Annotated in this window: 11 protein-coding genes, 11 tRNA genes and 1 rRNA gene; 22 read left to right on the forward strand and 1 reads right to left on the reverse strand. The window is 46.7% G+C overall.

The features are described from left to right. The first annotated feature begins 187 nt into the window (after window positions 1-187). From rrf to HNR77_RS09970, 12 genes are all read left to right on the forward strand, one after another. Window positions 188-304, forward strand: a 5S ribosomal RNA gene (gene rrf / locus HNR77_RS09915). A gap of 84 nt (window positions 305-388) precedes the next feature. Beyond that, window positions 389-464: transfer RNA gene (locus HNR77_RS09920), tRNA-Asn, on the forward strand. 3 nt (window positions 465-467) lie between these two features. Then, a tRNA-Thr gene (locus tag HNR77_RS09925) sits at window positions 468-540 on the forward strand. A 10-nt stretch (window positions 541-550) separates the two neighbouring features. After that, a tRNA-Glu gene (locus HNR77_RS09930) sits at window positions 551-622 on the forward strand. Between the two features lie 143 nt (window positions 623-765). Further along, window positions 766-841 (forward strand) — tRNA-Val (locus HNR77_RS09935). Between the two features lie 9 nt (window positions 842-850). Beyond that, window positions 851-925, forward strand: a tRNA-Gln gene (locus HNR77_RS09940). Between the two features lie 9 nt (window positions 926-934). Continuing rightward, window positions 935-1,007 (forward strand) — tRNA-Lys (locus HNR77_RS09945). Window positions 1,008-1,019: 12 nt separating this feature from the next. Continuing rightward, window positions 1,020-1,100 (forward strand) — tRNA-Leu (locus HNR77_RS09950). A gap of 10 nt (window positions 1,101-1,110) precedes the next feature. Continuing rightward, a tRNA-Gly gene (locus HNR77_RS09955) sits at window positions 1,111-1,185 on the forward strand. Window positions 1,186-1,191: 6 nt separating this feature from the next. After that, a tRNA-Arg gene (locus HNR77_RS09960) sits at window positions 1,192-1,268 on the forward strand. 16 nt (window positions 1,269-1,284) lie between these two features. Beyond that, a tRNA-Pro gene (locus HNR77_RS09965) sits at window positions 1,285-1,358 on the forward strand. A gap of 11 nt (window positions 1,359-1,369) precedes the next feature. Beyond that, window positions 1,370-1,440, forward strand: a tRNA-Gly gene (locus HNR77_RS09970). A 256-nt stretch (window positions 1,441-1,696) separates the two neighbouring features. Here HNR77_RS09970 and HNR77_RS30265 read toward each other — a convergent pair. Next, entirely contained in the window at window positions 1,697-2,062 is a 366-nt protein-coding gene (locus HNR77_RS30265) for a WGxxGxxG family protein (protein ID WP_260410461.1), read from the reverse strand. Between the two features lie 582 nt (window positions 2,063-2,644). Here HNR77_RS30265 and ppc point away from each other — a divergent pair. The 10 genes from ppc to ectB all read left to right on the forward strand — a co-directional run bounded on the left by ppc (window position 2,645) and on the right by ectB (window position 15,340). Then, window positions 2,645-5,437 (forward strand): phosphoenolpyruvate carboxylase, encoded by a 2,793-nt coding sequence (ppc, locus tag HNR77_RS09980; RefSeq protein ID WP_184183188.1) that lies wholly within the window; start codon window positions 2,645-2,647, stop codon window positions 5,435-5,437. 246 nt (window positions 5,438-5,683) lie between these two features. Then, complete coding sequence (sigW, locus tag HNR77_RS09985; RefSeq protein ID WP_110899668.1) at window positions 5,684-6,250, forward strand: RNA polymerase sigma factor SigW; 567 nt, start codon at window positions 5,684-5,686, stop codon at window positions 6,248-6,250. A 136-nt stretch (window positions 6,251-6,386) separates the two neighbouring features. Further along, complete coding sequence (locus tag HNR77_RS09990) at window positions 6,387-7,001, forward strand: zf-HC2 domain-containing protein (RefSeq protein ID WP_111273614.1); 615 nt, start codon at window positions 6,387-6,389, stop codon at window positions 6,999-7,001. A 292-nt stretch (window positions 7,002-7,293) separates the two neighbouring features. Next, the gene (gene cdaA / locus HNR77_RS09995; protein WP_184183191.1) at window positions 7,294-8,133 is read left to right on the forward strand and encodes a diadenylate cyclase CdaA; all 840 of its coding nucleotides are present in this window, start codon (window positions 7,294-7,296) and stop codon (window positions 8,131-8,133) included. Continuing rightward, entirely contained in the window at window positions 8,126-9,628 is a 1,503-nt protein-coding gene (locus tag HNR77_RS10000) for a CdaR family protein (protein ID WP_184183194.1), read from the forward strand. Before cdaA ends, HNR77_RS10000 begins: the two co-directional genes overlap by 8 nt. 91 nt (window positions 9,629-9,719) lie before the next feature. Continuing rightward, a complete protein-coding gene (gene glmM, locus HNR77_RS10005) occupies window positions 9,720-11,060 on the forward strand; it encodes a phosphoglucosamine mutase (protein ID WP_184183197.1) in 1,341 nt (446 codons plus the stop codon). Window positions 11,061-11,239: 179 nt separating this feature from the next. Continuing rightward, window positions 11,240-11,392 (forward strand): hypothetical protein, encoded by a 153-nt coding sequence (locus HNR77_RS10010; RefSeq protein WP_184183200.1) that lies wholly within the window; start codon window positions 11,240-11,242, stop codon window positions 11,390-11,392. A 38-nt stretch (window positions 11,393-11,430) separates the two neighbouring features. Next, the gene (locus tag HNR77_RS10015; RefSeq protein ID WP_221443791.1) at window positions 11,431-11,577 is read left to right on the forward strand and encodes a hypothetical protein; all 147 of its coding nucleotides are present in this window, start codon (window positions 11,431-11,433) and stop codon (window positions 11,575-11,577) included. A gap of 240 nt (window positions 11,578-11,817) precedes the next feature. Further along, complete coding sequence (gene glmS, locus HNR77_RS10020; protein ID WP_111273609.1) at window positions 11,818-13,650, forward strand: glutamine--fructose-6-phosphate transaminase (isomerizing); 1,833 nt, start codon at window positions 11,818-11,820, stop codon at window positions 13,648-13,650. 406 nt (window positions 13,651-14,056) lie between these two features. Continuing rightward, window positions 14,057-15,340, forward strand: a complete 1,284-nt coding sequence (gene ectB / locus HNR77_RS10025) for a diaminobutyrate--2-oxoglutarate transaminase (RefSeq protein ID WP_184183206.1) — start codon at window positions 14,057-14,059, stop codon at window positions 15,338-15,340. Window positions 15,341-15,368: the final 28 nt, after the last annotated feature.

The raw sequence follows: 15,368 nt of genomic DNA on the forward strand, positions 1-15,368 counted from the left end.
ACCAGTACTAATCGGTCGAGGGCTTATCCAATAGCAAGTCTAATGAGCGTCAGTTTCGTTTCGAATCTAGTTTTCAGAGAACAACACTCTGAATGGTGAAATGAAAATCGGTACATCACGGAAGGTGTGTATGATTTTCAGTTCCCTAATGGATATGGAAAGAAGATAAACTTCGATCCAACCCGCGTTTGGTGGCGATGGCGGAGGGGTTCCACACGTACCCATCCCGAACACGACCGTTAAGCCCTCTAGCGCCGATGGTACTTGGACCGCAGGGTCCTGGGAGAGTAGGACGCCGCCAAGCGAACTCTTTCATCATACATAGAAAACAGGCTTTGCATGTGGACCTTGTAAGATGAATTGCATTTGCCCTGCAAATGCATATTATTCCCTGATAGCTCAGTTGGTAGAGCACTCGACTGTTAATCGAGTTGTCACAGGTTCGAGTCCTGTTCGGGGAGCCATTTGCTCTCATAGCTCAGTAGGTAGAGTGCATCCATGGTAAGGATGAGGTCACCGGTTCGATCCCGGTTGAGAGCTCTGCAAATGGGGCCCGTTGGTCAAGGGGTTAAGACACCTCCCTTTCACGGAGGTAACAGGGGTTCGAATCCCCTACGGGTCATAGTTATTTTAATAACTAAAGAGTGGGATGAGAATTCCAAAGGTTCGTCGGAGAATGAGCATCGTCAGGAACTGCTGCGCAGTCTCGAATGCAGTGAGAGTATCCCCTACGGGTCATAGCAATACCTATTGCTTCACAAAGATGGAGGCTTAGCTCAGCTGGGAGAGCATCTGCCTTACAAGCAGAGGGTCGGGGGTTCGATCCCCTCAGCCTCCACCATTTAACTATTGGGGATTAGCCAAGCGGTAAGGCAACGGACTTTGACTCCGTCATGCATAGGTTCAAATCCTATATCCCCAGCCATTTTATTACGAGCCATTAGCTCAGTTGGTAGAGCACCTGACTTTTAATCAGGGTGTCGAAGGTTCGAGTCCTTCATGGCTCACTTGTTATACATGCGCGTGTGGCGGAATTGGCAGACGCACTAGACTTAGGATCTAGCGTCTTTGACGTGGGGGTTCAAGTCCCTCCACGCGCATCCTTTATTTGCGGAAGTGGCTCAGCGGTAGAGCATCGCCTTGCCAAGGCGAGGGTCGCGGGTTCGATTCCCGTCTTCCGCTCCAAATTTTGCGCCCTTAGCTCAGCTGGATAGAGCGTTTGACTACGAATCAAAAGGCCGGGAGTTCGAATCTCTCAGGGCGCGCCATTATTTCCTTTCATATCGGGATGTAGCTCAGCTTGGTAGAGCACCTGGTTTGGGACCAGGGGGTCGCATGTTCAAATCGTGTCATCCCGATTTTGTTATATGCGGGTGTAGTTCAATGGTAGAACTTTAGCCTTCCAAGCTAATAGCGTGGGTTCGATTCCCATCACCCGCTTAAATGATAAAAGACTCTGCATTTTTTATGCAAAGTCTTTTTTTGTTCTATAAGCTGTGACGAAGAACTGAACATGAAATGCGGGGCTGGGAGGCGATCTGAGGCACGGATCGTCTCATAGTATCTTAAAGAGCCAAGACCACTGTAATGAGGAATACAGGTGGTCTTGGCTCTTTTCAGGGGTGCTTTGGGCTATGGCCTGGAATGACTTGGCCAGAAGCGGAGGTTTTCTTTTTACAACGAAGAATCCAAGGAATTAACGCTCGTGATGGTCTGTTGCCCGCTTACGCATGCCGGCAAGTCCAAAGAGACCCAGCAAACCAAGCCATCCCCAGTCCATGCCTCTGTCACGGTCTGTTGTTGTAGCTGCATTTGTACGTAGGCTATTTGTGCGGTAATCTCCGTTGTTGCGATAATCCCCATACGTACGGTAGTTATTGTCCATATTTGTGTTCATGTTCATATTGGTGTTAGTGCGGTCCATGTAGTTGTGGTTCTGATAAGACTGGACACGTGATCCGTTATAATCCGTGCCTTTTGCCATATGACCTTCAGCTCCTGCAGGACCTGCCATAGCGGCAACAACAAGTAGGGAAGCGATAATCGTTGTACTTTTTTTCATGTTGTAACTCCTCCTTTGTTTTGTACGAGCTATCTTATAATCTGCCCAAGTCTACAGGAGCATTATGTAGCGGATGAGGTGTTAACATATGGCTTCGGAGATAAAATAAATCGACAAAATACATAAGAAAACATGCAAAAGCAGACGGTAAGTGTCAGAAAAAACGAAATTACATCTTTAATTTATTACGTCACTGTGGTAAAGTATACAAAAGCTTGCTTTGCCGGTCATGTTTCTTTGGAACACTCTGTGATTAATGAATGGTAAACAAGGAAATTCCTCTTCACTTACGCATGTTCAGACCTATCAAGGTATACTGTATAATTATGAATTTTTTAGAATAGGTATGAGGTGTTGAAGTTATTCAAAGTACGTGAAAAAGGTATCATGCGACAGCAGATGTTCATTCATTGAAGCAGAATAAGAAAATGAATAAAAAAGCGTGTTTTTGTGCTGTAATTCGGGGATATTCCCCATTTTTTCTAGTAGAAAAATAAAGATTTTCGTACCAATTTATTGTATGATGTTATGAAGGTGTCAAATTTACGTGTACGAATGGAACGATCAGATGGGAGGATAAGCATGACTGAAACTATGGTAACCGCCAGCAAAAGCCAATCCAACAACCTGCTTCGGCGAGACGTGCGGTTCCTGGGCAATATACTCGGAGAAGTTCTTGTCCATCAAGGCGGCACGGAGCTTCTTGATATCGTTGAGAAGATTCGGGAAACGAGCAAATCGTTGCGTGCAGAGTTTTTGCCGGAACTGTATGAAGAGTTCAAAACGATGATCCAGGAATTAGACTCGGACAATCGTCACCAGGTTATTCGGGCTTTCGCTATTTATTTTCAATTAGTTAATATTGCTGAACAAAACCATCGGATTCGGCGTAAACGGGACTATGAACGTTCTGCCGGAGACGCTGTACAGCCAGGATCAATCGAAAAGGCCGTACAGGATCTGAAGGAACGCGGGTTGTCTCATACCGAGGTAGAAGAGATTCTGGAAGATTTGTCGCTGGAACTCGTCATGACAGCTCATCCGACCGAAGCGATGCGCCGAGTCATTCTGGACATCCATAAACGGATCTCGGAAGATGTTATGCTGCTCGATAATCCTACGTTAACGTTGCGTGAACGTGAACAATTGCGTGAGAAATTGCTGAATGAGGTTATCACTCTTTGGCAAACAGATGAACTTCGAGATCGCAAACCGACTGTACTCGATGAAGTACGGAACGGAATGTATTACTTTCATGAGACGTTATTCCATGTACTTCCGGATGTATATCAGGAGCTGGAACGCTGCCTGAACAAATTTTATCCAGACCATGACTGGCATGTGCCGACGTATTTGCGTTTCGGTTCCTGGATTGGTGGAGACCGGGATGGAAATCCATCGGTAACTTCAGATGTAACATGGCAAACGCTTCTCATGCAACGCAAGCTCGCTTTGCGTGAGTATCAGCGGATCATGATTGAACTAATGGATCACCTCAGTTTCAGCACCAACATCATTCATATCTCGGATGAACTGGCGCAGTCGATTGAGCAGGATCGCAGCTGTGTTACTTTGAAAAAAGGGAACATTTGGCGTAATGAAAAAGAGCCATATCGCATCAAATTGGCGTATATGATTGCCAAGCTGAACAATGTTCTCGATGAGAACAAATTGGGTCAGCCGGATCGATATAAGAATGCTCAGGACCTTATTGATGATTTGTTAATTATCGACCGCAGCCTGCGTCACCATTTTGCTGACTATGTAGCGGATACAACCGTTCGCAAAATGATTCGTCAGGTAGAACTGTTCGGTTTCCATACAGCAGCGCTGGATGTGCGTCAGCACAGCAAGGAGCATGAAAATGCGATGTCCGAGATTTTGGCGAAAATGAATATTGTGGACGATTATGCCCGTCTTACGGAAGACGGTAAAATAGATCTGCTTGCTCGTTTGCTGGATGATCCAAGACCGCTTACATCTCCTTACCATGAGTATACAGAAGGAACCAAGGAGTGTCTGGATGTATTCCGTACAATCAAGCGTGCTCAGAACGAGTTTGGTACAGGATGTATCACAAGTTACCTGATTAGTATGACACAAGGGGCTAGTGATCTGCTTGAGGTTATGGTATTTGCCAAAGAAGTAGGCTTGTTCTCCAAAGGGGCAGATGGCGAGGTTATCTCTACACTTCAAGCCGTTCCTTTGTTTGAAACGATTGACGACCTTCATGCGGCATCTGAAATTATGCAAAGACTTTTTAACCTGCCTATATATCGGGCGAGTGTTAAAGGCCGTAATGAGCTGCATGAAATCATGCTTGGCTACTCTGACAGCAACAAGGATGGCGGCGTTGTTACAGCGAACTGGGAACTGCGTGTAGCGATGAATGCCATTACGGCTGTTGGTAACGAGCATGGCGTGAAGCTCAAGTTCTTCCACGGACGTGGCGGAGCACTTGGACGCGGCGGTATGCCGCTGAACCGCAGTATTCTTGCCCAACCGCCTCATACGATTGGCGGTGGCATCAAGATTACGGAGCAAGGCGAGGTTATCTCTTCTCGTTATTCCCTGCAGGGAATTGCCTACCGCAGTCTGGAACAGGCCACTTCGGCGCTGATTACAGCTGCTCTGAACGGACTGGAGCCGCAAGAATCGGCATCCGAGCAAGCTTGGGATGCCATTATTAGGGAGATTTCGCAAGTGTCACTGACGAAGTATCAGGATCTCATTTTCCGTGACCCGGACTTCTTCACCTTCTTTAAAGAATCAACACCACTGCCAGAGGTTGGTGAGCTTAACATTGGCTCACGTCCATCCAAACGGAAAAACAGTGACAAGTTTGAAGACTTGCGGGCGATTCCATGGGTATTTGCCTGGACACAAAGCCGTTATCTGCTCCCGGCTTGGTATGCAGCGGGTACTGGTTTGCAAAGCTATTATCAGGACAAAGCAGAGAACCTGGACGTCCTGAAAGATATGTATGCTAACTTCCCGTTCTTCCGTACACTGATTGATACGGTGCAAATGGCGATTGCCAAAGCAGATCTTGTAATTGCCAAAGAATACTCGGCGATGACCTCCAACAAGGAGGCACGTGATCGCATCTATGGTCAGATCGAAGCGGAATTCAAGCTGACTAAAGAGCTGATCCTGAAAATTACGGGCGAGGCTGAAATTCTGGATGATGTACCGGTAATTCAGGAATCAATTCGTCTGCGTAACCCGTATGTTGACCCACTCTCTTACATGCAGGTACAACTGCTGAGCGAGCTGCGTGACATGCGTGAACGTGGTGAAGATGACGCAGAGCTGCTTAGAGAAGTGCTGCTGACGATTAACGGTATTGCTGCAGGACTCCGCAATACAGGTTGATATTTCGGCCAGAGATTATTCATGTGATGCATGGTTTATGCAATTAATTATAAATTCATCTCTGTTCTTGGGATGAAAGGTTAGACGGGACTCCTGAGGGAGTTCCCGTTTTTACTGTTTTTGGAGGATATTTGTCATACAGTCTTGATTTTTGACCAAAGTTGATTTACGATTTGATTGGTGAATTACAAGTGTGGACGGGTATGAGAAGACGGAAGACCCATCAGCATGTCTGGGGGAATTAGGGTGGACAATTTAGAGAACAGGCTTGTGAAGCTGGTACTCAAGGGTGACCAGCGAGCCTTTGCAGAAATCGTTGAACTATATAAAGACAAGCTGTTTCATCTGGCATATCGGATGCTGAGCAATCGTCATGAAGCGGAGGACGTTGTTCAGGAGACTTTTTTGCGTGTGTATCGAAATATGGAGAAGTATGATCCGAATCAGAAATTTTCGACCTGGATTTACCGGATCGCTACGAATCTCTGTATTGACCGGCTGCGCAGAAAGAAACCTTCGTATTCGCTCGATGCTGAACTGAATGACCAGGAAGGATCGGATGGATATGCCATGCTTCCGAGTGATGATCGTACACCGGAGAGTGAGGCGCTGCTGTCAGAGACACAGACTCTCATTCGGGAGGCGATTGACAGCTTGCCCGCGAAGTATAAGTCCGTCATGGTTTTAAGATATTTACAGGACTTGTCTTTGCAGGAAATCAGTGATGTCACAGGGATGCCCGTAACAACCATCAAGACACGAGTACATCGTGGCCGTGATTTTCTACGCAAAAAATTGGAATATAAGCTGTAACCGAAATTTGCCTGTTATTTTGGGCGAAATTATTTGAAACATATCTGAAACGGATACGTATGTAATGTATGCAAGTCTTATGCTTCCTTTTTACAGGTGCATGGACTAAGTGTCTAAGGAAAGGATTGGCTCTCATATGGATTGCAACTCGGCCGTCTCTTTAATGCATGAATGTTTGGATGAGTCGTTGTCCACGGAACAGAAGGCTGAATTGAAAAGCCATTTGTTGATCTGTCCGGATTGTCGCATGCGCTTTAAAGAGTTGGAACAGACGGAAATGCTGCTCTTTGCCATGAAACATTATTCACCGTCTGCCTCGGATGAGCTGACCAATCGAATTATGAATGCTCTGCCACAGCCCAAGAGACAGCAAGTATGGCTCAAATGGGTCAAAGGACATCCCGCGCTGACGGCGGCAGCCTTCTTTTTGGTCGTGATGCTCTTTAGCGCCTTCAATTTTTGGAATCAGAACAACGAAATGGTCGTTAAGGGGAACAGTCTGGATCAACTCGTGATTCAGGGCAACACGGTTATCGTTCCAGAAGGGAAGTCAGTTGCTGGCGATCTTACGATAGAGAATGGAACCGCTCAGGTCTATGGTGATGTGAATGGCAATCTGACGGTGATCGACGGACAACTGTTTCAAGCGTCTACAGCTCATATTTCCGGTCAGGTGAAGAGCATTGATCAGGCGCTGGACTGGTTCTGGTACAAAATAACCAATATGGTAAATGAAGTGGCATACCGCTAGGATTGGGTATTACTTCAAGGGTATATACCAAGCAGGGTACCTCCGAAATGCGTGGGGTGCTCTTTTTTATTTTTGATTAGTAGGAGAAAGTGGAAAATAGAGTAGTTTATATGAGCTTTGTGACCGGAGTAACTTGCAACCTGAACGGTAACGTTATAACCTAGATAGTAAAGAGAACATACTACATATAGATAAGCATTGAATAAATGCGAAGAAGGGATTATGTAAAATCCCGAATGGTTAATATGAGATCAGGGTTTTACTCATCAATGGGGATAGCGGGGGCTGGCTAATGAATTACTTTGCTGACTTAACGTGGAAAGAGTCCATCAAGGACGTTATCGATATATTGATCGTTACCTATATTATGTACAAACTGATTTTGCTTGTGCGGGGCACACGTGCGGTCCAGCTTCTGAAAGGCATTTTGTTCCTTGTGCTGATCTGGGCTTTAAGTACCTGGCTTAACCTGTACACGTTGAAATGGCTGATGAACCAAATGTTTACGTTTGGTGTCGTTGCCGTGTTTATCATCTTTCAGCCGGAACTGCGCCGTGGTCTGGAACAATTGGGTCGAGGCAAAATATTCGGCCGTTCGGCCGCAGCAAGTGATGAAGAATTAACAGTGTTAATTGGTGAGATCATTAAGTCTGTTAATTATTTGTCACGTCGGAAGATCGGGGCCCTTGTGGTTTTCGAGCGCGAAACGGGGTTGAACGATTACACGGAATCTGGCATCAAGATGGAGTCATTTGTCAGCTCGGAACTGATGATTAACATTTTTATTCCGAACACGCCGCTTCATGACGGAGCCGTAATTATACAAGGAAAACAGATATCCGCAGCAGCCTGTTATTTGCCACTATCCGAGAATCCTTTTATCAGCAAGGAGCTGGGTACACGTCACCGTGCAGCAATTGGAATTACAGAGGTGGCTGATGCAATCTGTCTGGTCGTTTCTGAGGAGACGGGACAAGTATCATTGGCAATGAACGGCCAAGTCGTTCGTGATATTAAGGAGGAGTCGCTCATTGCCAAGTTATATGAAGAATTGCGCCCAACCTCCAATCTGAGCAAAAAGAATGCATGGTCATCCTTCTGGAAGCGGAAGGGGGGACGTAACCGTGGATAAATGGTTTAACAACAATACGTTTGCCAAAATTCTTGCACTGGCGGTAAGCCTGCTGCTGTGGTTTATGATACACCTGGATGAAGTGCCGACAACACCAACGATTTCAACAGGCATATCCAGCAAAATCGTGGAGCGAACTGTGCCTGTACAGCCATACGGGCTGGATAGCAATGCTTATGTGCTTACATCTCTAAGCACCGATGAGGTGCGGCTTGAGATCAAAGGGCAGCGATCTATGCTGACCTCTATTTTTACCAATGATGATTATAAGGTGTTGGTCGATTTAAGCCAGGTCAAAGACGGTTCCAATACGCTGCCCCTTGTTCCTGATCTGCCTTCAGGTGTGGAAGTGGTCAGCATGGAGCCCTCTATGGTCACGGTCAATGTAGAGAAACTGGGCACCAAAGCGTTTAACGTGAATATTGTACCGGAAGGAGCCCCTTCCGCTGGATACAGCCTTGGAGCGCCTGTTGTAGAGCCTTCATCTCCGGTTAAGGTTGTACTGCCGGAAGGGCAGCTGGAGGCAGTAGCGAAGGTGCAGGGCAGTGTCAGCGTCAAGGATGCGAAGGAAGATGTAGTGCAGAAAAAAGTGAAGCTCCAGGCATACGATGCAGAGGGCAAGGTCATTGAAAATGCCATCATTACACCGCAGACGGTAGAGGTGCGTGTCCCGGTTAATCAGCCCTATACAAAAGTTCCCTTGAGGATCAAATATTCAGGACAGCTGCCAGATGGATTGGTACTCTCCAAGGTTGAGCCAAGCGTGAAAGAAGTCTCGATTTACGGGAGCGAGCAGGCACTTGCAGGTATACAGTCCTACGACCAAGCTACTCTTGATCTGACACAGTTTACTCAGTCAGGCACCTCGACAGTTAACGTGGACTTGACGCCGCCTTCCGGTTCTGAGAAAATCGAGCCTAGTTCGATTCAGATCCAGGTGACGGTGTCTCCTTACGATGAGGCCGAATCAACGACAAAGGTTTTTCCCAATGTACCGATCAAGCTGAGTGGTGTGGAAAATGGTCTTGAGGCTGTGCTGGTTTCTCCGAAAAGCGGAGGCCTGAATATTACGCTGACCGGATCACCAAGCATGCTTGAAGGTTTAAGCGGAGACGACATTCAATTAACCGGGGATCTCAGTGGTCTTGGTGCAGGCACGCATGAAATTAAGCTCGAAGCTGATTTGCCACGCTTTGCCAAGCTGGATGATGCAGCCAATGATCTAAGTGCAACGGTCAAGATCAGTGAGAAGGCACAAGACACAACCACTTCTCCGGGTCAAGATCCTAATGAGGGCAATCAGACGGGACCTGATCCGACACCAGCGGAAGTAGAAAATGGGCAAAATAGTACGGATCCTGCAGAAGAAGAACCTGAATCGAATACGGAACATCAGGATCAAAGCGAGCAGGGAAATGCGGCCACCAATCGTGGAAATGTAAACAATAATGCGAATAATAGCAGTACCGACAGTAAATCGGGCACGAATCCGTAATACGCAATTTTAATTCAATTTCATTTCTCATCAAAATTAAAAATTATAATGCGCACGATGCGTAGAAGATGCAAATAGAAGGAGCTAGATCATGGGTAAATATTTTGGTACAGACGGTGTAAGAGGGGTTGCCAATAAAGAATTGACGGCGGAACTGGCTTACAGCATCGGAAGATGTGGAGGTTATGTGCTTGCTGGCGGTGTGGAGAGACCGAAGGTGGTTATCGGGATGGACACCCGGATTTCGGGACTTATGCTGGAATCTGCGCTGGTCGCAGGTCTGTTGTCTATTGGTGCAGATGTCATTCGTCTGGGCGTAGTTTCTACACCGGGTGTAGCTTACATTACTCGTCTGCTCAAAGCGGATGCAGGTGTAATGATCTCGGCTTCTCATAATCCGGTAGAGGACAATGGGATCAAGTTTTTCGGTGGAGATGGCTTCAAGCTTTCAGATGAAACGGAGAACCGGATTGAAGAGCTGATGGATGCGGAAAAAGATGAACTGCCACGTCCCGTTGGTGCAGGTCTTGGAACTGTGACGGTGGATGAGCAATCCCGATATCGTTATCTGGATTATCTGAAAACAACCGTATCCGAATCGTTCTCTGGTCTCAAAATTGTACTCGACTGTGCGAACGGTGCAGCTTATGAGCTGGCGCCTAAATTGTTTGCAGAGCTTGGTGCCGAGGTCATTGCTATTGGTGCTGAGCCGAATGGCCTGAACATTAACGAGCAATGCGGTTCGACGCACCCGGAGCATCTCAAACAAGAAGTGCTGAAGCATAAAGCTGATCTGGGTCTTGCTTTTGATGGTGATGCGGATCGTTTGATTGCCATTGATGAAAAAGGTGCAGAAGTCGATGGTGACTTTATTCTGTGTATTTGCGGAGATGCAATGAATCGGGCGGGCAAGCTGAAGGACAGCACTGTAGTGTCCACGGTGATGAGCAACATCGGTTTCTACAAGGCAACGGAGAAGCTGGCGCTGAAAACAGCCAAAACGGCTGTAGGTGATCGTTATGTCATGGAGGAAATGCGTCGCGGTGGATATAATCTGGGTGGCGAGCAGTCCGGTCATGTCATTTTCCTGGATTACAATACAACCGGAGATGGCATGCTCACAGCGATTCAACTCGTAGATACCTTGAAGGCTTCAGGCAAAAAGCTGAGTGAACTGAAAGCTGTAATGACGCAATACCCGCAAGTATTGGTTAATGTGCGCGTTGAAGACAAGAGCAAATATGAAGGCAATACGGCAATTGGCGAAGCCATTGCTGCGGTCGAGCAGCAGCTTGGCGATAATGGGCGTGTGCTGGTTCGGGCTTCAGGTACAGAGTCCCTGATCCGTGTTATGGCTGAAGGACCAGATAAGCAGGAACTGGAGCAGTTCGTGTCCCAGATTGCTGATGTGGTGCAAAAAGAGCTGGTTTAGGATCGATGAAAAGCCTGCTGTAATGCGATCTGAGGTTGATTTTTCACAAATTGAATCTCTTGGCATATATTTAAACGGAGGTTTGATTTTTCCAAATAATAACGGTTAAACTCATTGAACCTGCGTCCTGGCCAGATAAGACCATTGGTCTGATTATCTCGCCGGGAGCGTGGGTAAATATGCTGAAATGGTTACAGGTACTTTGCTCCATTGCAAAATGGACTTCAGGTGCATATAATGAGTGGAGTCGTCATTCAGACACAGAAAGTGAGGATTGTAAGGTTACAGTTACACAAGCGCCAGAGCTTGGAGTTGCGCGGGACACATACTGATCGTGTCTCTCTTCCTGTGGAAGAGGGAACACAGCAGCATGGACGGCAATCAAGCTGACGAGGTGGAGGTGTTCGGATTGTTCGGCGGGGACCTCCCGGTGATGCACCAGAGCCGTAAACCGGATTGCGGAAAATGGATGGGTGACTGTCCACACAACGCGCCGGTAGGTGCAAGAAAAAAATAAAAACAAATGAATGTGCGTGAAGAGCGTAACAACAGTGCGCGGACGGGAAATGATGTACATTCATGATTGCATTCGTAATAAGGCATGATACCAGCAGGACGGCAACTGGCCGTTCTGATCATTGATAATTGAATAGAAAATGATATTCATGATACGTTAGCAATCCATCATTTTCCGATAGATCCAGTCTGCCTGTTTCTCTTTCTGACACAGTATTCATATAAACGGAGGAACTAAACTATGTGCGGTATTGTTGGATATATTGGTAATAAGAACACTCAATCGGTATTAATCGAAGGATTGAAAAAACTCGAGTATCGTGGTTATGACTCTGCAGGTATCGCTGTATTCACACCGCAAGGTCTGCAAATTACGAAAGCTCTCGGACGTTTGGCAAACCTGGAAGCGAAGCTGGATGGTGCTCCACTGGTTGGTAATGCCGGTATTGGACACACTCGTTGGGCTACACATGGTAAACCATCAGATGAGAACTCCCATCCACATACGGATGAGAGCCAGAAATTCTCTGTCGTACACAACGGTATTATTGAGAACTATCTGGAGCTGAAAGATGAGCTGATTGCTGAAGGTCACACGTTTTCTTCCGAAACGGACACTGAAGTGATCTCTCACCTCATTGCACGTGAATACAATGGCGATATTGTTAAAGCTGTGCAAAAAGTAATCACACTTATGCGTGGAGCGTTTGCGCTGGGTGTACTGACAGAGTATGAGCCTGAGAAACTCGTAGCTGTGCGTCAAGCAAGTCCATTGATTATCGGTATTGGTGAAGGTGAAAACTTCATCGGATCGGATATTCCGGCCATTCTTGAGCATACACGCAACGTGTACATTCTGAATGACGGTGAGATGGCTGTGCTGACACATGACGCTGTCGAATTGATGACGATTGAGGGCAATTTTATTTCTCGGGAAATGATTCATGTCGATTGGGATGCAGTAACCGCAGAAAAAGGCGGATTCGAGCATTTCATGCTGAAAGAAATTCATGAGCAGCCAAAAGCATATCGGGATACGATGCTTGGCCGCATCGACAATGAAGGCAAAAAAGTTCAGCTTCCTGAGCTCAAAATGACTGAGGAGCAAATTAAAAATATTCGGAACATCCAAATTATTGCATGTGGTACGGCGTACCATGCAGGTCTGGTTGGACGTACCGTGATTGAGCAATTGGTTCGTATTCCGGTTGAAACGGATGTTGCTTCCGAGTATCGTTACCGTTCACCAATCGTAAATAAAGATACACTTGTAATCGTAGTGAGCCAATCCGGTGAAACAGCAGATACGCTGGCAGCACTGCGTGAAGCTCAATCAAACGGTGCTCATGTGCTGGCAATTACCAACGTAGTAGGCAGCTCGATTGCACGTGACGCGAACGATGTCATTGCTACACTTGCCGGTCCAGAGATTGCTGTAGCTTCCACCAAAGCGTATACTTCTCAGTTGATTGCTTTTAACTTGCTTGGTTTGTACCTGGCACAAGTGCGTGGTACGAAAACACCAGATGAGATTGCACACACACTGGCAGCAATGCAAGCACTGCCTGAGCAAGTGGAATCTATGCTGGAGCAAGCGGATGCGATCAAAGGATATGCAGAGCAAATCTCCAAGCATCAACATCTTTTCTTCATCGGCCGCGGTCTGGATTATGCGGTAGCTCAAGAAGGCTCGTTGAAGCTGAAAGAAATCTCTTACATTCACTCTGAAGCGTATGCTGCAGGTGAGTTGAAACATGGTACACTCGCATTGATCGAGGAAGGCATTCCTGTAATTGCCTTGGCAACTCAGGAGAACGTATTGGAGAAAACGGTGAGCAACATCAAAGAAGTGAAAGCCCGCGGCGCAGACGTACTGGCGATCACTTATGAAGAGCATGTAGCTCCCCTGTTGAAATCCGTTGACCAAGCGTTTGCGATTCCTAAGACGCTGCCACTTCTGAGCCCGGCACTGTCCGTTGTAGCTTTGCAATTGCTGGCCTATTATGCTTCCCTGGCTCTGGGTCATGATGTTGACAAACCACGTAACCTGGCTAAAAGTGTAACTGTTGAGTAAGAGTTAGTGTGAAGGTTTAAAGCTTTATTTAGAATTTGCAATCAATAATAAAAAGCTCCAATACGTTATATAACGTATTGGAGCTTTTTTCTATTATTACGTTCGTCACCATCTTTTCCAGACCTAATGTCGACGTACGTCGAAATCCTTCGAATGATGAAATGAGCATCTTTAGCCGTTTTTTGTTCAAATCCTATTTTTAGTCAAAATATTAACATTTTACAATTATGTGCGTTATTTTACCAAAAATTTACTATACATTCTTTGGGAATTTGCTATAATTCTACCTAGGTTACATTGTCAAATATTCTATAAAATTACATCTAGAATATATTGCTCCATGACGTCAAAAGGTTCAGGCAGGATCAAGGCAACCTTATCTCAATTCCGATGGAGGATGAAGCGCATGAGCATTTTTGAAAAACTGGAATCCAACGTAAGATCTTACTGTAGAAGCTTTCCGGTAGTATTCGACCGGGCTAAGGAGGACCTGATATATTCTGAGGATGGCAGAGCATATATTGATTTTTTTGCAGGAGCAGGAGCGCTGAATTATGGTCATAACAATGATTATATCAAGGACCGGATTCTCGATTACCTGACCTCCGACCGGATAATGCATGGTCTGGATATGTATACAATGGCCAAGCGGGAATTCATCCAGAGCTTCTCGGAGCGAATACTGGAGCCGAAGAAGCTGGACTACAAAATTCAATTCTGCGGTCCGACAGGTACAAATGCGGTGGAAGCGGCTTTGAAGCTTGCACGCAAGGTGAAGAAGAGAACCGGGATATTCGCCTTTATGGGCGGCTTTCATGGCATGTCACTTGGCAGTCTGTCGGCCACAAGCTCCAAGTCGATGAGGGAAGGGGCAGGGCTTCCACTGGACGGAGTTACGTTTATGCCACACCCGAGCGGTTCTTTCGCAGACATGGATACACTCGGTTATATCGACAATGTTCTGACTGATTCACACTCCGGGATCGACAAGCCAGCGGCTATCCTGCTTGAAACGGTACAAGCTGAAGGCGGAATTCACGTCGTCGATACGCAGTGGCTGATCGGATTACAGCAGCTTTGCCACAGACATGATATTCTGCTCATTACCGACGAGATCCAAGTTGGCTGCGGTCGGACAGGGGATTTTTTCTCCTTCGAGCGTGCGGGAATTGAACCAGACCTCGTTACCCTGTCGAAGTCAATCAGCGGCTATGGTCTGCCAATGTCACTTCTGCTGTTAAAGCCTGAATTGGATCTCTGGACGCCAGGAGAGCACAATGGTACCTTTCGTGGCAATCAGCTAGCCTTTGTAGCTGCCAAGGCTGCACTTGAATATCGGGATAGAGTCTCCTTGGAGGCTCAGGTGAAACAGAAGGAAGAGTTCGTGCGCACGTTTCTTGAGAACGGAATCAAGTCTTTGCATCCGTCTATTACCATCCGCGGATTGGGGCTAATCTGGGGCATTGATGTTTCGGGCTTTATGGATGAAGCCGGGGCGAAGAGAATGACCGAGATTTGTTTCGAGAACGGGCTGATCATTGAAAGAGCCGGCAGAGGAGACTGCGTGCTGAAGATCATGCCCCCACTGACCGTTTCGATGGAGCATCTGGCTGCTGGCTGCGAGATTATCAAGTCCAGCATACAGCAGGTGATCTCTCAGGAGTCCCAGGATCTGCTGGTGACGACCTGAAAATGACGATATCAGTAGGCTCCTCGGC

Origin of the sequence: Paenibacillus sp. JGP012 (genome assembly GCF_014203995.1) — a bacterium.
Taxonomy (GTDB): domain Bacteria; phylum Bacillota; class Bacilli; order Paenibacillales; family Paenibacillaceae; genus Paenibacillus; species Paenibacillus silvae.